We start from the raw sequence: 17,586 nt of genomic DNA on the forward strand, positions 1-17,586 counted from the left end.
GCCCCAAGGGTTTGGGGCGCGCGAGAGTCGTCTTACTTGCCGATCGCTTCCAGCACGGCCTCGCCCAGCGTCGCGGGGCTGTCTGCCACCACAATGCCAGCAGCACGCATGGCTTCGATCTTGTCTTCAGCACCGCCTTTACCACCAGCAACGATGGCACCAGCGTGGCCCATGCGGCGTCCCGGAGGTGCCGTACGGCCAGCGATGAAGCCAGCAACCGGCTTCCAGCGGCCTTTTTTCTTCTGTTCGGCCAGGAATTCAGCAGCTTCTTCTTCTGCCGAACCACCGATCTCACCGATCATGATGATCGACTGAGTTTCGTCGTCGTCCAGGAACATGTCCAAAACGTCGATATGCTCGGTGCCCTTGATGGGGTCGCCACCGATGCCAACCGCAGTCGACTGGCCCAGACCGATATCGGTGGTCTGTTTCACAGCCTCATAGGTCAGCGTACCCGAGCGCGACACAACACCTACGCTACCGCGCTGGTGGATGTGGCCGGGCATGATGCCGATTTTACAGGCGCCGGGGGTGATCACGCCGGGGCAGTTCGGGCCCACAAGACGCGAGGCCGAGCCTTCCAGAGCACGCTGAACGCGCATCATGTCGAGCACCGGAATGCCCTCGGTGATACAAACGATCAGTTCCATCTCTGCGTCGATCGCTTCAAGGATCGAATCCGCTGCGAAGGGCGGCGGCACATAGATCACGGAAGCGTTGGCTTCGGTGACGTGCTTGGCTTCGTGAACCGAGTTGAAGATCGGCAGGTCCAGATGCGTCTGGCCACCTTTGCCCGGCGTTACACCACCGACCATTTTGGTGCCATATGCAATGGCCTGTTCCGAGTGAAAGGTACCCTGCGAGCCGGTCAGACCCTGACAGATGACCTTGGTATTTTCGTCAATAAGAACTGCCATTGTCTTAGCCTTTCACCGCTTTCACGATTTTCTCTGCGCCGTCCGACAGGTTGTCGGCAGCGATCACATCAACATCCGAGTTGTTGATGATGTCTTTACCGGCTTCCACGTTGGTGCCTTCCAGACGCACGACCAGCGGAACCTGCAGGCCCACTTCTTTCACGGCTGCAACAACGCCCTCGGCGATGACGTCACAGCGCATGATGCCGCCGAAGATGTTCACGAGGATGCCCTTTACGTTGGGGTCCGAGGTGATGATCTTGAAGGCTTCGGTCACTTTCTCTTTGGTGGCGCCGCCACCAACGTCCAGGAAGTTGGCCGGCTCAGCGCCGTACAGCTTGATGATGTCCATGGTGGCCATTGCCAGACCAGCACCGTTCACCATGCAGCCAATTTCACCGTCCAGAGCGATATAGTTCAGGTCGTATTTCGACGCTTCCAGCTCTTTCGGGTCTTCTTCGGTGGTGTCGCGCAGTTCGGCGATATCCGGGTGGCGATAAACGGCGTTGCCGTCGAAGCCAACTTTGGCGTCCAGCACTTTGATGTCGCCGCTATCCGAGATGATCAGCGGGTTGATCTCAAGCATCTCCATGTCCTTCTCGGTGAAGGCTTTGTAGAGCTTGCCCATCAGAGCAACACACTGCTTGATCTGTGCACCTTCCAGGCCCAGCGCAAACGCGATGCGGCGGCCGTGGAAACCTTGGTATCCGGTGGCCGGATCAACCGAGAAGCTCAGGATCTTTTCGGGGGTGGCGGCTGCCACTTCCTCGATGTCCATGCCGCCTTCGGTCGAGCAAACGAACGAAATGCGCGAGGTCTGGCGATCTACCAGCAGAGCAAGGTACAGCTCACGCTCGATGCCGGAACCGGCTTCGATGTAGATACGGTTAACCTGCTTACCGGCCGGGCCGGTCTGGTGGGTCACAAGGGTGCGGCCCAGCATCTTCTTGGCTTCTTCAGCGGCTTCCTCGACCGATTTGGTCAGGCGCACACCACCTTTTTCGCCAGCGTCGGCTTCCTTGAAGGAACCCTTGCCGCGGCCACCTGCGTGGATCTGTGCTTTCACCACCCAGAGGGGGCCGTCGAGTTCACCTGCGGCGGTCTTGGCATCTTCTGCTTTCAGTACAACGCGGCCGTCCGAAACGGGTGCGCCGTAGGATTTCAGAAGGGCCTTCGCCTGGTATTCATGAATGTTCATGAAATCATCCTATCCAGTTGGTCCATTGGGTCCCGGACAAGATGCACAGGTGAAGCGCTAGGCAAAAATGTTTTTTGCAAAATTGGGCGAAATTCCGGTGAAGTCGCCATTTTTGTGATCACACCTCAAAATGCGTGATCACAAATCGTTAATATTTGGAAGATCAGGCCGTTTGCGAATCTTGATCTATCGCAAACGACGCCAGATCGAGCGGGCGCGTTTTTCGACCTTGGGATAGCGGCGCAACAGGTCTCCAATCCTATCACGGGCGGATGGCGCAGCCCCCAAAGTGCGGTCTCGGCCCAGCAGGTCGTGCAGCGCCGTCAGCGCGCCCTTTCCCACCAGTTCAGTCAGATCAAACGGCTGATCTGTCTTCTCATCGATGCCGATAATCTCGTGCAGGGTGGTGATGTGCAAAAGGCGTGGCGCGGCCATACGTTTGCCCATGGCAGGCATATAGCCCGTATGCATCAGGTTGTATTCCGGCGGCAGGATCCAGACGCGCAAATCGCTGTCCCACAGAAGTTCACGAAGGACTGGCTGGTCCCAACGCTCGCCCTCGCCTGTCATGCGCTGCTCCCAGCTGCGTAGGAAGGCCTGTGTCTTCTCAGACTTGCGGATACCCATGACACCACTGTTGATCTGACGAAATCCGGTGGGCAAATCCTGTGTCGGCTGATGCATCGGCACGGTGCCATTGCCGTATTGATCATGCGCCCCAATGCAATCGAACTGCCTGAGCAGTGCGAACATGTCCGAGCAATCAGCCACCGCGACCACATCGCAATCCAGATAGACCGTTTGGGCAAAGCGGCTCTCGCGCAGGGCCTCCATTTTAGGGCGGGTGCCGACATAGTTCAGGATGTGAACCTGATTGAACACGGGATCATCCACATGCGCGTCAGCAAAAAGGTCAATCTGAATATCATCTCCCATCACGGCCCGCAACGACCGCGCCGCCCGCTGCGCCAACCCGCGATATTGAGCGCCGGTTGCAGCAAAGACAAAGCCGTCATCGGCGGTCATTGGGAAAAGTAGGGTCACGAAAAGCTCCTAACCAAAGCTGGACAGTATTTCCTCCGCTTTAGTCCAATCCAACCTCCGCAGCAATCACCCCTCTCTCAACGCTTTGTCATTGCTGGCGACTTGGCCACGGTGATAGAATTGGGTGTCTACTGCTCTGAGTATTTCCAAATGTCTATTCCCAGCTGGTCTGTCGTTTCAACAATACGCGAACCGCTTCCGCTTGTGCTGGCCTTTGCGTGCCATCACCTGCGCATGGGTGCGCAGCGTGTACATCTTTTCTTCGATGATCCAAATGACCCAGCAGCCGAGGTCATGGCCGCCATTCCCGGCGTCGACGTCACCCTGTGTGACGACAACCATTGGAACGCTCTGGATCAGGAAAAGCGCCCCAGCTGGCAAACACGACGACAGACGTTGAACGCCAACATCATTGCACAGAAACAGAATACCGATTGGCTTTTGCACGCAGACGCCGACGAATTTCTATGGGCACCCGATGGAATTGAAGAAGAGCTTGCCCACGCCGAAACCTGGTTGCACATTCCAAACTTAGAACGTGTCTGGACCGCGCCCGAGAATGGGATCTTCGATGGGGCGTTCCGCGCATCGGGCCTGACCATCGCAAGGATGGGTGAGGTCTATGGCCCAGCGCACAGCTACTTGCAGAACGGACTGTCTGGCCATACTTCAGGCAAAGCGATGGCCCGGCTGGCCGATCGCAAATTCATTGCCATTCACGCCGTCAAAGAGGAATTCCAAGGTAAAGCTTTACCCGGTCGAACGAAAGCAAGGGCGCGGATCTTGCACTTTGACGGAATGACTGCCCGCCATTGGCTGTTAAAGTCACTTCGCTATGCAATACAGGGCAAAGCACTGCTTCAAACGCTCCACAACCGACGCAGGGCCGGCATTGAACGTGTGATGGCAGCGCGTGATCCGCTGACTGAGGGCTTGGCGTTGCACGCCGAGATCTTTCATCTTTCAACCAAACAGCAGAACATACTAAAGGCACAGGACGCCCTTCTGACCTGCCCGCTAGATCTGGATCATGCTGTGGCCACCCATGCACCCGGCTTGGCGGCCGATTTCTCAGCAGAACGGTTTGATGCGTGTCTCACCAGCGCGCTCGAAGACGTGGTTGAACTAATCCGCGACCAATCATCTAAACGCGCTTAACCACGCAGCGATGCGCGTATCTTGCGAAGCGGGTTTGTCAATTTGCGCACATATTTCAGCTCCCGCTCGGCCGCGCGCAGCTTGAATTCTGTTTCGCTTAGTTTCTTGGCCAACTGAGTGGCGGGCGATGGCAGTTTGCCAACCTCCTGCGCCCCGACCTTGGCATCACACTCAAGAAGAAACTCAAGGTGTTCGCGCTGTCGACGGACCGGTAGCGCCTCTTCCATGGTGAACGGGGTTTCCGGATCCCCAGCGGCAATTCTATGAAGACGTTGGCTGTGCAGGATCCGCGGTGCGCCCTGCTTGGGCCTCCAAGTGTCAAGCGTCCAAACGGCAATCAAGTTGTATTCCTGCGGCAATGCAAACATCGACAGGTCCGATTTCCATAGCAACTCGCGCAAAGTTGGCTGATCCATATCGGCGTCCCGCTCTCGGACGGTCTGGTCCCAGTTCGCTACAAGTTCCTTCGTCTTCTCTGTGGTTTTGATGGCAATAACACCCGCATTTAGCAGACCAAAACTGCGAGGCATCGTACCGTCCTGAACCAGTCGCTCACCATCGCGTGCAAAGGCGAACGACGACGCAAGATCGAACCGATCCAGCAATTGGAACAGTTCGGACACGTCCATCAGCACCACAATGTCGCAATCCAAATAAACCGTCCGCTCGAACCGAGTACGCCGCATCGCCTCCATCTTCGGACGAAAATAACTGTCGGACAGCTTGTGAATGCGGTCAAAGGCCGGATCAACCAACTCGGCATCCGTGAACAGATCCACTTGGGCATCAGGCATCACCTGCCGCAAGCTGCGGACAGCGCGCCGTGCAAGATTAACGTATTTCGCGCCCGTTGCCGCGAAGATGAAACCATTTCCCTTTGGGTCTGACACAATGCGCCTCTTTCAAAAAAATTGCGCCGCTCAACTTGAGCGGCGCAACTTGTAAACGAACGGTTATAAATCTGGTCTTATGCCAGCGAGCTGTCAATGCCCTTACAGGCCTCAACAAGACCCTTCACCGCGTCGACCGATTTGTCGAACATGGCTTGCTCGTCTTTGCTCAGCTCGATGTCGATGACTTTTTCGATGCCGTTGGCACCGATCACGGTCGGTACGCCAACATAGAAACCGTCAAGGCCGTAGGCGCCATCAACGTAGGCAGCAGCAGGCAGAACGCGTTTCTGGTCGTTCAGGTAAGCCTGAGCCATTTCGATCGCCGAAGCAGCCGGGGCGTAGTAGGCCGAACCGGTTTTCAGCAGGCCAACGATCTCGGCGCCACCGTCACGGGTGCGCTGAACGATGGCGTCCAGTTTCTCTTGGCTGGTCCAACCCATCTTCACCAGATCCGGCAGCGGGATGCCGCCAACGGTCGAGTAACGGGTCAGCGGAACCATGGTGTCGCCGTGGCCGCCCAGTACGAAAGCAGTGACGTCGCGCATGGATACGTCGAATTCGACCGACAGGAAGTGACGGAAGCGTGCCGAATCCAGAACGCCAGCCATGCCAACCACTTTGTTGTGGGGCAGGCCCGAGAATTCGCGCAGAGCCCAAACCATGGCGTCCAGCGGGTTGGTGATACAGATCACGAATGCGTTCGGGGCGTGCTCTTTGATGCCTTCGCCAACCGATTTCATGACTTTCAGGTTGATGCCCAGCAGGTCATCGCGGCTCATGCCCGGCTTGCGCGGAACACCAGCGGTGACGATGCAGACGTCTGCGCCGGCAATATCTTCGTAGGACGTGGTGCCCGAAAGAGCTGCGTCGAACCCTTCAACGGGGCCGCTTTCCGCGATGTCGAGTGCTTTACCCTGGGGGATGCCGTCCGCGATATCGAAAAGGACAACGTCGCCCATTTCTTTCAGTGCAGCGAGGTGAGCAAGGGTGCCCCCGATCATGCCGCTACCGATAAGCGCAATCTTGGTTCTGGCCATGAGTGTGATCTCCGATCAGTTGTTTTCGGGCGCATGCCTAGTCTGAAAGTGCCTTTCGCGCAAGGGCGCTGCGCTGCGGCGACACAGATAGCTTGCATCCGAATGCGACACGAGATAGCGCTAAAGCGCCCATTTTCCAGCCTTTTGAAGGATGTCACATGCCCGAGGTTCTAGACCTCACTTTCTTTGCCTTTGCCATTCCCGCAGTGATCTTTGCCGGGATTTCCAAGGGTGGCTTCGGGTCGGGGGCCGCCTTTGCGGCAACCCCTTTGCTTGCGCTGATTCTGGAACCCGGGGCGGCCATTGGCCTGATGTTACCGCTTTTGATGCTGATGGATGTGACCGCGCTGAAGCCCTTTTGGCGCAAGTGGGACACAAGGTCAGCCAGCTACTTGATTTGGGGGGCTGTGCCGGGCGTTGCAATCGGAAGCTTGCTCTACTCGTTCGCCAATCCAGATGTATTCCGATTGCTGATCGGGCTGATCGCGGTTGGTTTCGTCGCATTCCGAGTTGCACGCATGAAAGGGCTAATCCGCTCTGCAGCGCAGCCAATGCGTGGTCGCATGGGGGTCTTTTGGGGAGCGGTCGCTGGCTTCACCAGCTTCATCAGCCATGCCGGAGGTCCCCCGGCAGCGGTGTACCTGTTGTCACGGCACCTAGATAAAACGACTTTTCAAGCGACCACTGTGATCAGCTTTTGGGCCATCAATCTGATGAAATTCGTACCGTATTCGGTGTTGGGGATCTTCACTTGGCAAACGGCAAAGGCAGATCTTCTGCTGATCCCCTTTGCCGTGCTGGGCGTCTGGATCGGGGTGCATCTGCACCACAAGATGTCCGAACGCCTGTTTTTCGGCTTCACCTATCTGTTCCTGCTCCTGACCGGGACCAAGCTGATTTGGGAAGGCCTGACTTAGACCGGACTACCAAGCCTTGCCGGGGTCAGTTCTTCGTCGAGCTGTTCATACCCCTGCCCTGCAGCGACCAGACAGGTCATACCATTTGCCATCGTTACCGTGATCGTCCATGTGCCCGTGTCAGCGGACGCATAGACCTCGACTACCTGCCGGTCCGACGCAAGTCCGATGGATTGCCGCGTTTCGCCATAAGATTCGGTCAGACGCTGCACCACTGAATCGCGGTCGGCGCAACGCGTCGTTCCCTGCGCCTGCATTTGTCCGGCTGACAAAAGAATCGCACCGACACCAAGTCCAAGGGCCAGAATGTCCTGTTTCATGGATCTGTCCTTTCTTTTTGGGCCGTTCTGCCGGGCCAACCGGCGCACCGGCGGCATCAGGTCCGTGTTCCAACTGAAGCCGAACTGCATCCCATTGCGTCAGTGGCCAACCGTGAGCCCTTCCGTCATTCGGCATCTCAGTGAAAAGCCTGCGCGGTGAAGCCGAAGAAGTGGTTAATGCGCCGCGCCAACAAGGCCGCCCCCATGCAACAAGCGTAAATTTTCTGCATCGCGGCAAAGTTTGCCTTGCGAATTGGTGCGCAAATGTGATCCCTTGCGCAACAATATTGCGGAGACACAGAATCATGACCACACGCCCTTACCGTTCCGTCCTTTACATCCCCGGCTCGAAAGAGCGTGCGCTGGAAAAGGCCCGTGGCCTTGCCGCTGACGCGATCATTTTCGATCTTGAAGATGCCGTTGCCCCCGATGCCAAAGTCGAGGCTCGTGCCATTCTGAAAGCCGAGCTGGACAAAGGCGGCTATGGCAACCGTGCCAAGATCGTCCGCATCAACGGGTTCGATACCGAATGGGGTAAAGACGATGTAGCGGCCTTTGTGGGCGCAGATATCGACGCGATCCTGATGCCGAAAGTCGGTTCGGCCGCGCAACTGGACGAACTGGCCGCGCTGATCCCCGACGTGGATCTATGGGCGATGATGGAGACCCCGATCGGCATGCTGAACGCTGCCGAGATTGCTGCCCATCCGCGCCTAAAGGGCTTTGTCATGGGCACGAACGATCTGGCAAAAGAACTCAACACTCGCTTCCGCGCAGATCGCCTGCCGATGATGGGCGGGCTGCATATGTGCCTGATCGCCGCTAAAGCCCACGGGGTTGTGATCGTTGATGGCGTCTACAACGCGTTCAAAGACGACGAAGGCCTGAAAGCCGAATGTGATCAGGGCCGCGACATGGGCATGGACGGCAAGACGCTGATCCACCCGGCTCAGCTGGAGACCGCCAACGCCGCATTCGCTCCGTCAGAGGCCGAGATTGACCTGGCAAAGCGTCAGATCGCTGCGTTCGAGGAAGCCGAAGCATCCGGTCAAGGCGTTGCGGTCGTGGATGGTAAAATCGTCGAAAACCTGCATGTTGAGACAGCAAAATCCATTCTGGCCAAAGCCGACGCCATCGCCGCGATGGGGGGCTGAGGCCCCAGCGAAGGAACCCCACCATGACGCTTCTTATTCTCGGTATTGCTCTTTGGTACGGGGGCCATTTCTGGAAACGTGCCCTACCCCGAGCCCATTCCAATATGGGCGAGCGGGCAAAAGGGCTCTCTGCAGCGCTGATCCTGATCGGTGTGGCTTTCATGGTATTCGGGTATCGAGTGGCGGACAGCCAAGACCTTCACGCATATCCGCCCGCGTTGCGCCATGTGAACAACCTGATGGTTCTGTTTGCGCTCTATTTCATGAGCCCTGGCCCCTCGAAAGGCGCGCTGTTTTACAAGATGCGCCACCCGATGCTGACAGGTTTCATCATTTGGGCGGTTGCGCACATCATGGTGAACCCGGATCTGGCTTCGATGATCTTGTTCGGGGCGCTGACAGTCTGGGCTGTGCTGGAAATCGTTGTGATCAACCGCGCAGAACCCGACTGGCAACCCAAGCCAAAGGGCACCATCGCCAAGGACGCTATGTTCTTCGTGGCCTCGATCGTGTTGCTGGCGATCATCGGATATATTCACGGGTTGATCGGCCCGACCCCATTCGGCGCGTAACCAACCTGCGCGCGACCTAACACCGGTGGGCCGATCTCTACGCCTGCCCCGACATTTGGAGAGCTTTGATGGCCAAAACCAATCCCGGACGCTTCTTTGAAGATTACAAGCTGGGCGACGTGATCGACCACGCCGTGCCGCGCACCGTGGCCGAAGGTGAACGCGCGCTGTATCACGCACTTTATCCGGCGCGCCATGCCCTCTATTCCTCGGACGAGTTCGCCGGGGCCTGCGGATTGGAAGGCTCGCCGATCGACGACCTGATCGCCTTCCACGTTGTGTTTGGCAAAACCGTGCCGGACATCTCGCTGAACGCCGTTGCGAACCTTGGCTATGCAGAAGGCCGCTGGCTGAAGCCGGTCTATCCCGGCGACACGCTGCGCTCGCAATCCGAGGTGATCGGGCTGAAGCAGAACTCGAACGGGAAATCGGGTGTGGTCTGGGTCCGCACGCGCGGGTTCAACCAGATGGACGAGCCGGTGATGGAGTATGTCCGCTGGGTGATGGTGCGCAAAGGCGATCTGGACGCCCCTGCCCCCGAAACCGTGATCCCCGAGCTGAAGGGCGTGCTGGAGGTGGGCGACCTGTCGATCCCCGAAGGTCTGTCATTCGAGGATTACGACTTTACGCTGGCTGGCGAACCGCATCGCTGGGGCGATTATGAGGTGGGCGAAAAGATCGACCACGTGGATGGTGTCACGGTCGAGGAAGCCGAGCACATGATGGCCACCCGCCTGTGGCAAAACACGGCGAAGGTCCACTTCGACGCCACTTTCCGCCCGGACGGTCAGCGCTTGATCTATGGTGGCCACGTGATCTCGATGGCGCGCGCGCTGTCCTTCAATGGCTTGGCAAACGCACAGATGATCGTTGGCCTGAACGGCGGTGCACACGCGAACCCCTGCTTCTCGGGCGACACGATCCGCGCGTGGTCCGAAGTTCTGGACAAGGCCGATACCGACGCCCCCGGTGTGGGTGCCGTGCGCCTTCGTTTGGTCGCCGTCAAACACGGCGCGCCCGAGTTCGCGCTGAAAGGTGAAGACGGCAAATACCTGCCCGAGGTCATGCTTGATCTCGACTATTGGGTATTGATGCCGAGGTAAAACATCATGGCTTGGGACTAGGACTCTCGTCCCAAGCCATATCCACTTCAGCGATACACAACCACCACCCTTTAAACCCGTCTCGCATTGTGCGAAGAGGTCGTCGTCGACCAAATGAAGGACGTTGTTTCATGAAACGCATTAAGCGTCTCGCCGCGCAAATCAGGGGTGTGGGACTTCAGGCCAGCGCTGCAAACCGCACGAAGCCGGTCGCACCGCCGATCATTGAAAACGACACACGCAAGCCCTTGGCAGCTGTGACATTCGTCTGGAACGAGGAAGCCTATCTTCAAAAATGGGTGGACTATTATGCTGGGCAACTTGGTCGCGAGAACCTTTTTGTTTTTGCACATGGCGAAGACCCAATGGTCTCACGCGTGGCCGAAGGATGTCGTATCTATGGCCTTCCGCGCAGCCGGGTCGATGCTCTTTTTGCCCGCCGCAAGTCAGATCTGGCTGCAGGCGCAGTGTCCTTTCTACTGGCAGAGTATAAGACGGTCATCGTCGGTGACGTCGACGAAATGGTGATCGTAGATCCTGCCAAAGGTGGTCAATTGATCGACTATGTCGAGACCCATCGCGGGCGGAACCAATCACTCAAGCCCTTTAATTTTGACCTGCTTGATGACCCAGACGCTGGCGCATTGGATATGTCGAAGCCTATCTTTGCGCAGCGCAACATGACGCGCACCCGCTATCAGTTCTGCAAACCCGTGATCGTTTCCGACCGGATCGAGTTCGCTGCTGGTTTTCATTATTCAGATCACTACCCTGAACTGGCCGAAGATGCTTATCTGGTCCATCTGCATTTCGCTGATCGGGCCATCAACCAAGAGATCGATCTTCTGCGACAAGCAAGCTTCGTCGACAATCCCCATCTAGACAAGGCACATGAGCGGTCCAAGGGCTACTGGTCTAAGCACATGCAGCGGTACTCGAGCCGCAATCGCCGATCAGCATCGATGCCTATACTGGATCTTGATGACGCAATGCCCCAATTCTGGAACGCTATGCGCGGTAACATCATCCGTCAGCCACAGACGCAATTGAACTCGGCCGGTTGGACTATGAGTTATGGAAACGTTGACGCCGAGGTTCGCCTGAGAATCCCAAGCCGCTTCTCTGAAGTTCTCTAAAAGTCTAGACGCAGGCCGAAGCGCGCAGGCTGCTTCGATTTACTCTCTGCGCAATGGGGCTACGGTTCAAACAGGCGCCTCGCTTGGGATTTCCGACTGGATTTGTCGGAATACAGCAGCATACAATTCTGTGATCACATTTGCAAAAAGCGTGATCACAAGCCCCCCAAAACCCCTCTGTTAGCGCAAATTTCCCGACTTTCCGGTCGCTTCTTGCGTGACTCTGTGCCGCAAAAGGCGCTATTCCTGTCGCAAAGTCGAAATAGACAGAAGGAGGCCGCCATGGCCGACGTGAACAGAGGCAACCGCCCTCTTTCTCCGCATCTGCAAGTTTACCGCCCGCAGCTGACCTCCATCACCTCGATCTTCGCCCGGATCACCGGGGTAGCCCTGCTGGGTGCTGCGATCTTGGTCGCTTGGTGGTTCTTCGCCGCATCGATGGGGGTAGGATACTACAACATTGTGAACGGTCTGATGACCTCGTTCATCGGGGACGTGATCATGTTCCTCGCGCTCTGGGCGCTTTGCTATCACGCGCTCTCCGGCCTGCGGCACATGATCTGGGATATCGGCATCGGCCTTGAAGTCGAAACCGCCGAGAAAATGGGCATCGGCGTCATCGTCGGGTCTGTCGTTCTGGCGATCCTCGTCGCCCTGATCGTGTAAGGAGCCCGTTATGCAATATATGACTGACCGCAAACGCGCCGTGGGCAAAGGTTCTTCGGGTTCTGGTACAGAGCACTTCTGGGGACAGGCGATTTCCGCCGTTGGCCTTCTGATCCTGATGCCTCTGTTCGCTTTGACTTTCGGTTGCGCCCTTGGCCTGCCCTATGAAGAAGCGATCGCCTATTACCAGCGCCCCTTCCCCGCGATCATCGCAGCCATGACCTTTGTGACCGCCATGGTTCACTTCCGTCATGGCATTCAGGTCGTGATCGAGGACTACTCGCGCGGCGTCACCAAGAAAGTTCTGGTGATCGTCTGCACCGCGCTGGCCTACACAGTTCTGGCAGTTGGCCTTTATGGCCTCGGCCGCATCGCCTTTTAAGACCGGAGAGCAACCAAAATGGCAGCTTACGAATACGAAACACACGAATATGACGTGGTCGTGGTCGGCGCCGGTGGCGCTGGTCTGCGGGCCACGCTTGGCATGGCCGAACAAGGTCTGCGCACCGCTTGTGTGACCAAAGTTTTCCCGACCCGCTCGCACACTGTTGCGGCTCAGGGCGGTATCGCCGCGTCCCTGTCCAATATGGGCCCGGACAACTGGCAGTGGCACATGTACGACACCGTGAAGGGCTCGGACTGGCTGGGCGACACGGATGCAATGGAATACCTTGCCCGCGAGGCACCCAAAGCGGTGTACGAGCTGGAGCATTATGGCGTTCCTTTCTCGCGTACCGAAGAAGGTAAGATTTATCAGCGCCCGTTCGGCGGCCACACCACCGAGTTCGGTGAAGGCCCCGCTGTGCAGCGAACCTGTGCTGCTGCTGACCGGACCGGTCACGCAATCCTGCACACGCTTTACGGCCAGTCGCTGAAGAACAACGCTGAATTCTACGTTGAATACTTCGCCATCGACCTGATCATGTCGGAAGACGGTGAATGTCAGGGCGTAGTTTGCTGGAAGCTGGACGATGGCACCATGCACGTCTTCAACGCGAAGATGGTTGTGCTGGCCACAGGCGGCTATGGCCGCGCGTATTTCTCGGCCACCTCGGCCCACACCTGCACCGGCGACGGTGGCGGCATGGTGGCCCGTGCGGGTCTGGCCCTGCAGGATATGGAGTTCGTTCAGTTCCACCCGACCGGCATCTACGGTTCGGGCTGCCTGATCACCGAAGGTGCACGTGGCGAAGGTGGCTATCTGGTCAACTCGGAAGGCGAGCGTTTCATGGAGCGTTATGCGCCCCAGTACAAAGACCTTGCCCCGCGCGACTATGTATCCCGCTCGATGACGATGGAGATCCGCGAAGGCCGCGGTGTGGGTGCAGAAGGGGATCACATCTTCCTGCATCTGGATCACCTTCCTGCCGAGGCTCTGGCCGAACGCCTGCCCGGCATTTCGGAAAGCGCCAAGATCTTTGCCGGTGTTGATGTGAACAAAGAACCGATCCCGGTTCTGCCGACCGTTCACTACAATATGGGTGGCATCCCGACCAACTATTGGGGTGAAGTGCTGAACCCGACCGCTGACGATCCGACGGGTGTTGTTCCCGGCCTGATGGCCGTGGGTGAAGCTGGTTGTGCGTCGGTACACGGTGCAAACCGCCTTGGCTCGAACTCGCTGATTGACCTTGTGGTCTTCGGCCGCGCCGCCGCGATCCGCGCTGGCAAGGTTGTAGACGCGGACAGCGCCAACCCAGTTCTGAACCAAGCATCGGTTGATGCAGCCTTTGATCGCTTCGATGGTCTGCGCAACGCAAGTGGCGCGGTTCCGACCGCCGACCTGCGTCTGGAAATGCAGAAGACGATGCAGGCAGATGCTGCCGTATTCCGTACCGCCAAGACCATGAAAGAAGGCGTCGAGAAGATGACCGCCGTGGCCGCCAAGATGGACGACCTGGCAGTGACCGATCGCTCGCTGATCTGGAACTCGGACCTGATGGAAACGCTGGAACTGGCGAACCTGATGCCCAACGCTCTGGCCACAATCCACGGCGCAGAAGCCCGCGAAGAAAGCCGCGGCGCCCATGCACACGAGGACTTCCCAGAACGCGACGACAAGAAGTGGCGTGTCCACACTGTCAGCCGCGTAGAAGGCAATAAGGTTGACCTGTCCTATCGTCCGGTCGTCGTTGATCCGCTGACCACCGAAGCCGAAGGCGGCATCGCTTTGAAGAAAATCGCGCCCAAAGCGCGTACGTTCTAAGGAGGACGCCAGATGGTACAATTCAAGCTCCCCAAGAACTCGACCGTTCGCGTCGGTAAGACATGGCCCAAGCCCGAGGGTGCAAGCAATGTCCGCAAGTTCCAGATCTATCGCTGGAACCCGGATGATGGTGAAAACCCCCGTGTGGACACCTATTTCCTGGACATGGACAAGTGTGGTCCGATGGTTCTGGACGCACTGATCAAGATCAAGAACGAGATTGATCCGACCCTAACTTTCCGCCGCTCGTGCCGTGAAGGCATCTGTGGGTCCTGCGCGATGAACATCGACGGGATCAACACGCTGGCCTGTATTTACGGGATGGACGAGATCAAGGGCGACGTGAAGATCTATCCGCTGCCGCACATGCCGGTGGTGAAAGACCTGATCCCGGACCTGACGCATTTCTATGCGCAGCACGCCTCGATCATGCCGTGGCTGGAAACCAAGACCAACCGCCCCGCGAAAGAGTGGAAGCAGTCGATTGAAGACCGCAAGAAGCTTGATGGTCTGTATGAATGCGTTATGTGCGCCAGCTGCTCGACCTCGTGCCCGAGCTATTGGTGGAACGGTGATCGGTATCTTGGACCGGCCGCGCTGCTGCACGCTTATCGCTGGATCATTGATTCACGCGACGAAGCCACAGGCGAGCGTCTGGACCAGTTGGAAGACCCCTTCAAACTGTATCGCTGCCACACGATCATGAACTGCTCGAAGACCTGCCCGAAAGGCCTAAACCCGGCCAAGGCAATCGCTTCGATCAAGAAAATGATGGTAGAACGCCAGCTTTGATCGCCGATCTGCAAGATGCAATTCTATTGGCCGCCCTCGCCGGGGCGGCCATTCCTTTTGGGGCATGGCTTGCCCGGTTTGATCGACTGTTCCCCGGCCCGTTACGGGATAAGGCCAATCATTGGATCATGGCGTTTGGTGCAGGCGCGCTGCTGTCCGCTGTCGCTCTTGTACTGATCCCCGAGGGGCTAGAGCGTGTCAGCGGCCTGTCTGCCCTATTCCCCGTCATCCTTGGTGCCTTGGCCGCCCTTGCTGCCGATATCGCATTGTCTCGGCAAGGCGGATCAAAAGCACAGTTCATGGCCATGCTGATGGACTTTATTCCCGAGACGATCGCTTTGGGGGCCGTGATTGCCGCTGAACCCCAACTTGCCATTCTGCTGGCCGCCTTGATCGCCGCGCAGAACTTACCCGAAGGTTTCAATGCTGATCGAGAATTGGAGCAAGGTTCTCAGATGCCCCGCGCCCGCCGACTAGTTCTATTCCTGATGCTGGTCCCGCTAGGTCCCATTGCCGCACTGATCGGCATGACGGCTTTGGCGCACGCCCCAATGGTACTGGGTTGGCTGATGCTGTTCGCAGCGGGCGGGATCCTGTATCTGATGTTTCAGGACATCGCGCCCGAGCTGCGCATCAAACGCAGCTGGTCACCGCCCCTTGGGGCCATATTGGGTTTTTCGCTGGGGCTCGCAGGGCACATCGTGACCACAGCCGGATAGCCCCCGCCGAATGCTTAAACCGCGATGTTGTCGATCAGCCGTACATCACCCAGCATCGCCGCCGCCAAAAGGCGCGCAGGACGCGAGAGGTCTTTGACCGGCTTCAATGTCTCTGCGTCCCGCAGCTCCAGATACTCCACCGCATCATAACCCGCCCGTTCAATCTGAGCCTTGGCGCTGTCCAGAACCACGCGTGGCTCGGCCCCTCGGCGGATGGCTTCGGCGGCACGGTCCATTTCGGCTTTCAAGACAGGTGCAACGGCGCGTTCTTCCTTGGTCAGACGCACGTTGCGCGACGACATCGCCAACCCGTCTTCTTCGCGCACAGTGGGGCAACCGATTACTTCGGTCTCGATGTCCAAGTCCTCGGACAAGCGACGCACCAATAGCATCTGTTGATAGTCTTTCTGTCCGAAGCAAGCCACATCTGCACGCGATTGCAAAAACAGCTTGGACACCACGGTCGCAACGCCGTCGAAATGACCGGGGCGATGGGCGCCCTCGAGGTCTTCGGTCAGGCCAGACACCCGCACATTGGTCGCAAACCCATCGGGGTAGATTTGGTCAGGTGTCGGCACATAAAGCGCATCGATCCCATAGGGCGCCAGCTTCTCGGCGTCGTCCTCTTCCGTGCGGGGGTACTTGTCCAGATCTTCCGGGTTGTTGAACTGCTTGGGGTTCACGAAGATCGTGACGATCACGCGGTCAGCGTGTTTCTTCGCCTCTTCCACCAAGGACAGATGCCCGGCATGAAGCGCGCCCATGGTCGGCACGACGGCCACCCGTTCGCCTTTGAAAATCCAGCTGCGGCGCAGGGTGCGCAGATCGTCCTTGGAACGAATGATCTTCATTTCTTTTTGACCTCATCTGCAAAGACGTGCTCGGGCGCCGGGAAACTGCGATTTCGCACCTCTTGAGCATATTTGGCAATTGCTTTTTCACCGTCCACGCCCAAGGTCGCATAGCGCTTGGCGAATTTTGGTTTGAAGGCCGTGAATAGGCCCAGCATGTCATCCACCACCAGAACCTGCCCGTCGCATTGCGCCGAGGCTCCGATCCCGATGGTCGGGATCGACACGGCTTCGGTGATCTCGTTGGCCAGGCTTTCCGGTACCTTTTCCAGAACAACCGAGAACGCGCCAGCCGCTTCGACCGCTTTGGCGTCGGCCATCACACGGTCGCGGTCTTCACCACGGCCCTGAACTTTGTACCCGCCCAGAGTGTTGATCGCCTGAGGGGTCAGACCGATATGCGCCATGACGGGAATCGATCGGCTGGTCAGGAAGCGGATGGTTTCTTCCATCGATACGCCACCTTCCAGTTTCACCGCTGCGGCCCCTGTTTCACGCATCAAGCGTGCAGCGTTACGGAAGGCTTGCTCGGGGCTTTCTTCGTAAGATCCGAAGGGCATATCGACGACCATCATGGCCTGCTTCAAGCCGCGCTTCACTGCAGCACCGTGCAGGCACATCATCTCCATCGTAACGCCCAATGTGTCAGGCAACCCGTGCACCACCATGCCCACGCTGTCACCCACCAGAACGACGTCGCAATGTGCGTCCATCATTTCCGCGGTTGGTGTGGCATAGGCGGTCAACACCACCAAAGGCGTGTCCCCCTTGCGGGCCCGAATATCCGACGGTGTCGGTGTCTTAATTTTTGCCGAAGCGCTCATGGTCTCCTCCCCTGATCCTCTTCGCTGGCAAACACTATATTGCTGCGGCGCAGAATTTCAAAGGGGAATGACGGAACGT

Annotated in this window: 19 protein-coding genes; 11 read left to right on the top strand and 8 right to left on the bottom strand. The window is 57.8% G+C overall.

Features of this window, described 5'->3' with window-relative positions; translation table 11 throughout:
* Positions 1-32 precede the first annotated feature (32 nt).
* From sucD to ACP15F_RS10680, 3 genes are all read right to left on the bottom strand, one after another.
* A complete protein-coding gene (gene sucD, locus ACP15F_RS10670) occupies positions 33-917 on the bottom strand; it encodes a succinate--CoA ligase subunit alpha (protein ID WP_108857213.1) in 885 nt (294 codons plus the stop codon).
* A 4-nt stretch (positions 918-921) separates the two neighbouring features.
* Entirely contained in the window at positions 922-2,115 is a 1,194-nt protein-coding gene (sucC, locus tag ACP15F_RS10675) for an ADP-forming succinate--CoA ligase subunit beta (RefSeq protein ID WP_424940775.1), read from the bottom strand.
* Between the two features lie 186 nt (positions 2,116-2,301).
* A complete protein-coding gene (locus ACP15F_RS10680) occupies positions 2,302-3,159 on the bottom strand; it encodes a putative nucleotide-diphospho-sugar transferase (RefSeq protein ID WP_424940776.1) in 858 nt (285 codons plus the stop codon).
* 150 nt (positions 3,160-3,309) lie between these two features.
* Between ACP15F_RS10680 and ACP15F_RS10685 the strand changes: the two genes are divergently transcribed.
* A complete protein-coding gene (locus ACP15F_RS10685) occupies positions 3,310-4,317 on the top strand; it encodes a glycosyltransferase family 2 protein (RefSeq protein WP_424940777.1) in 1,008 nt (335 codons plus the stop codon).
* Here the strand turns inward: ACP15F_RS10685 and ACP15F_RS10690 are convergent.
* Positions 4,314-5,207, bottom strand: a complete 894-nt coding sequence (locus ACP15F_RS10690; protein ID WP_424940778.1) for a putative nucleotide-diphospho-sugar transferase — start codon at positions 5,205-5,207, stop codon at positions 4,314-4,316. The two genes, ACP15F_RS10685 and ACP15F_RS10690, sit on opposite strands and share 4 nt — an antisense overlap.
* Before the next feature lie 77 nt (positions 5,208-5,284).
* A complete protein-coding gene (gene mdh, locus ACP15F_RS10695) occupies positions 5,285-6,247 on the bottom strand; it encodes a malate dehydrogenase (RefSeq protein ID WP_108857218.1) in 963 nt (320 codons plus the stop codon).
* Between the two features lie 158 nt (positions 6,248-6,405).
* Here mdh and ACP15F_RS10700 point away from each other — a divergent pair, with 158 nt between their 5' ends.
* Complete coding sequence (locus tag ACP15F_RS10700; RefSeq protein WP_424940779.1) at positions 6,406-7,164, top strand: sulfite exporter TauE/SafE family protein; 759 nt, start codon at positions 6,406-6,408, stop codon at positions 7,162-7,164.
* On the opposite strand, the gene ACP15F_RS10705 is transcribed toward ACP15F_RS10700, so the two are convergent.
* Positions 7,161-7,484 (bottom strand): hypothetical protein, encoded by a 324-nt coding sequence (locus ACP15F_RS10705; RefSeq protein WP_424940780.1) that lies wholly within the window; start codon positions 7,482-7,484, stop codon positions 7,161-7,163. The two genes, ACP15F_RS10700 and ACP15F_RS10705, sit on opposite strands and share 4 nt — an antisense overlap.
* A gap of 305 nt (positions 7,485-7,789) precedes the next feature.
* Here ACP15F_RS10705 and ACP15F_RS10710 point away from each other — a divergent pair, with 305 nt between their 5' ends.
* The 9 genes from ACP15F_RS10710 to ACP15F_RS10750 all read left to right on the top strand — a co-directional run bounded on the left by ACP15F_RS10710 (position 7,790) and on the right by ACP15F_RS10750 (position 15,832).
* Positions 7,790-8,638 (top strand): HpcH/HpaI aldolase/citrate lyase family protein, encoded by an 849-nt coding sequence (locus tag ACP15F_RS10710; protein ID WP_424940781.1) that lies wholly within the window; start codon positions 7,790-7,792, stop codon positions 8,636-8,638.
* A 23-nt stretch (positions 8,639-8,661) separates the two neighbouring features.
* A complete protein-coding gene (locus ACP15F_RS10715; protein ID WP_424940782.1) occupies positions 8,662-9,210 on the top strand; it encodes an NnrU family protein in 549 nt (182 codons plus the stop codon).
* 68 nt (positions 9,211-9,278) lie between these two features.
* Positions 9,279-10,313 (top strand): MaoC family dehydratase, encoded by a 1,035-nt coding sequence (locus ACP15F_RS10720; protein WP_424940783.1) that lies wholly within the window; start codon positions 9,279-9,281, stop codon positions 10,311-10,313.
* Positions 10,314-10,444: 131 nt separating this feature from the next.
* Complete coding sequence (locus ACP15F_RS10725) at positions 10,445-11,449, top strand: glycosyltransferase family 2 protein (protein ID WP_424940784.1); 1,005 nt, start codon at positions 10,445-10,447, stop codon at positions 11,447-11,449.
* A 282-nt stretch (positions 11,450-11,731) separates the two neighbouring features.
* Positions 11,732-12,115 (top strand): succinate dehydrogenase, cytochrome b556 subunit, encoded by a 384-nt coding sequence (gene sdhC / locus ACP15F_RS10730; protein WP_424940785.1) that lies wholly within the window; start codon positions 11,732-11,734, stop codon positions 12,113-12,115.
* Positions 12,116-12,125: 10 nt separating this feature from the next.
* A complete protein-coding gene (gene sdhD / locus ACP15F_RS10735; protein WP_424940786.1) occupies positions 12,126-12,497 on the top strand; it encodes a succinate dehydrogenase, hydrophobic membrane anchor protein in 372 nt (123 codons plus the stop codon).
* An 18-nt stretch (positions 12,498-12,515) separates the two neighbouring features.
* The gene (gene sdhA, locus ACP15F_RS10740) at positions 12,516-14,321 is read left to right on the top strand and encodes a succinate dehydrogenase flavoprotein subunit (RefSeq protein ID WP_424940787.1); all 1,806 of its coding nucleotides are present in this window, start codon (positions 12,516-12,518) and stop codon (positions 14,319-14,321) included.
* Positions 14,322-14,333: 12 nt separating this feature from the next.
* On the top strand, positions 14,334-15,113 hold the full coding sequence (locus ACP15F_RS10745; protein ID WP_108857227.1) for a succinate dehydrogenase iron-sulfur subunit: 780 nt from the start codon (positions 14,334-14,336) through the stop codon (positions 15,111-15,113).
* Positions 15,110-15,832 carry a ZIP family metal transporter gene (locus ACP15F_RS10750; protein ID WP_424940788.1) on the top strand — a complete coding sequence of 241 codons (723 nt, stop codon included), beginning with the start codon at positions 15,110-15,112 and terminating at the stop codon, positions 15,830-15,832. Before ACP15F_RS10745 ends, ACP15F_RS10750 begins: the two co-directional genes overlap by 4 nt.
* 14 nt (positions 15,833-15,846) lie before the next feature.
* Here the strand turns inward: ACP15F_RS10750 and panC are convergent, their stop codons facing one another.
* Both panC and panB read right to left on the bottom strand, forming a co-directional pair.
* Complete coding sequence (panC, locus tag ACP15F_RS10755) at positions 15,847-16,683, bottom strand: pantoate--beta-alanine ligase (RefSeq protein WP_424940789.1); 837 nt, start codon at positions 16,681-16,683, stop codon at positions 15,847-15,849.
* A complete protein-coding gene (gene panB, locus ACP15F_RS10760; RefSeq protein ID WP_424940790.1) occupies positions 16,680-17,507 on the bottom strand; it encodes a 3-methyl-2-oxobutanoate hydroxymethyltransferase in 828 nt (275 codons plus the stop codon). The genes panC and panB overlap by 4 nt, the downstream gene beginning before the upstream one ends.
* Between the last annotated feature and the right edge of the window lie 79 nt (positions 17,508-17,586).

Source organism: Aliiroseovarius sp. S253 (genome assembly GCF_049800855.1).
GTDB lineage: Bacteria > Pseudomonadota > Alphaproteobacteria > Rhodobacterales > Rhodobacteraceae > Aliiroseovarius.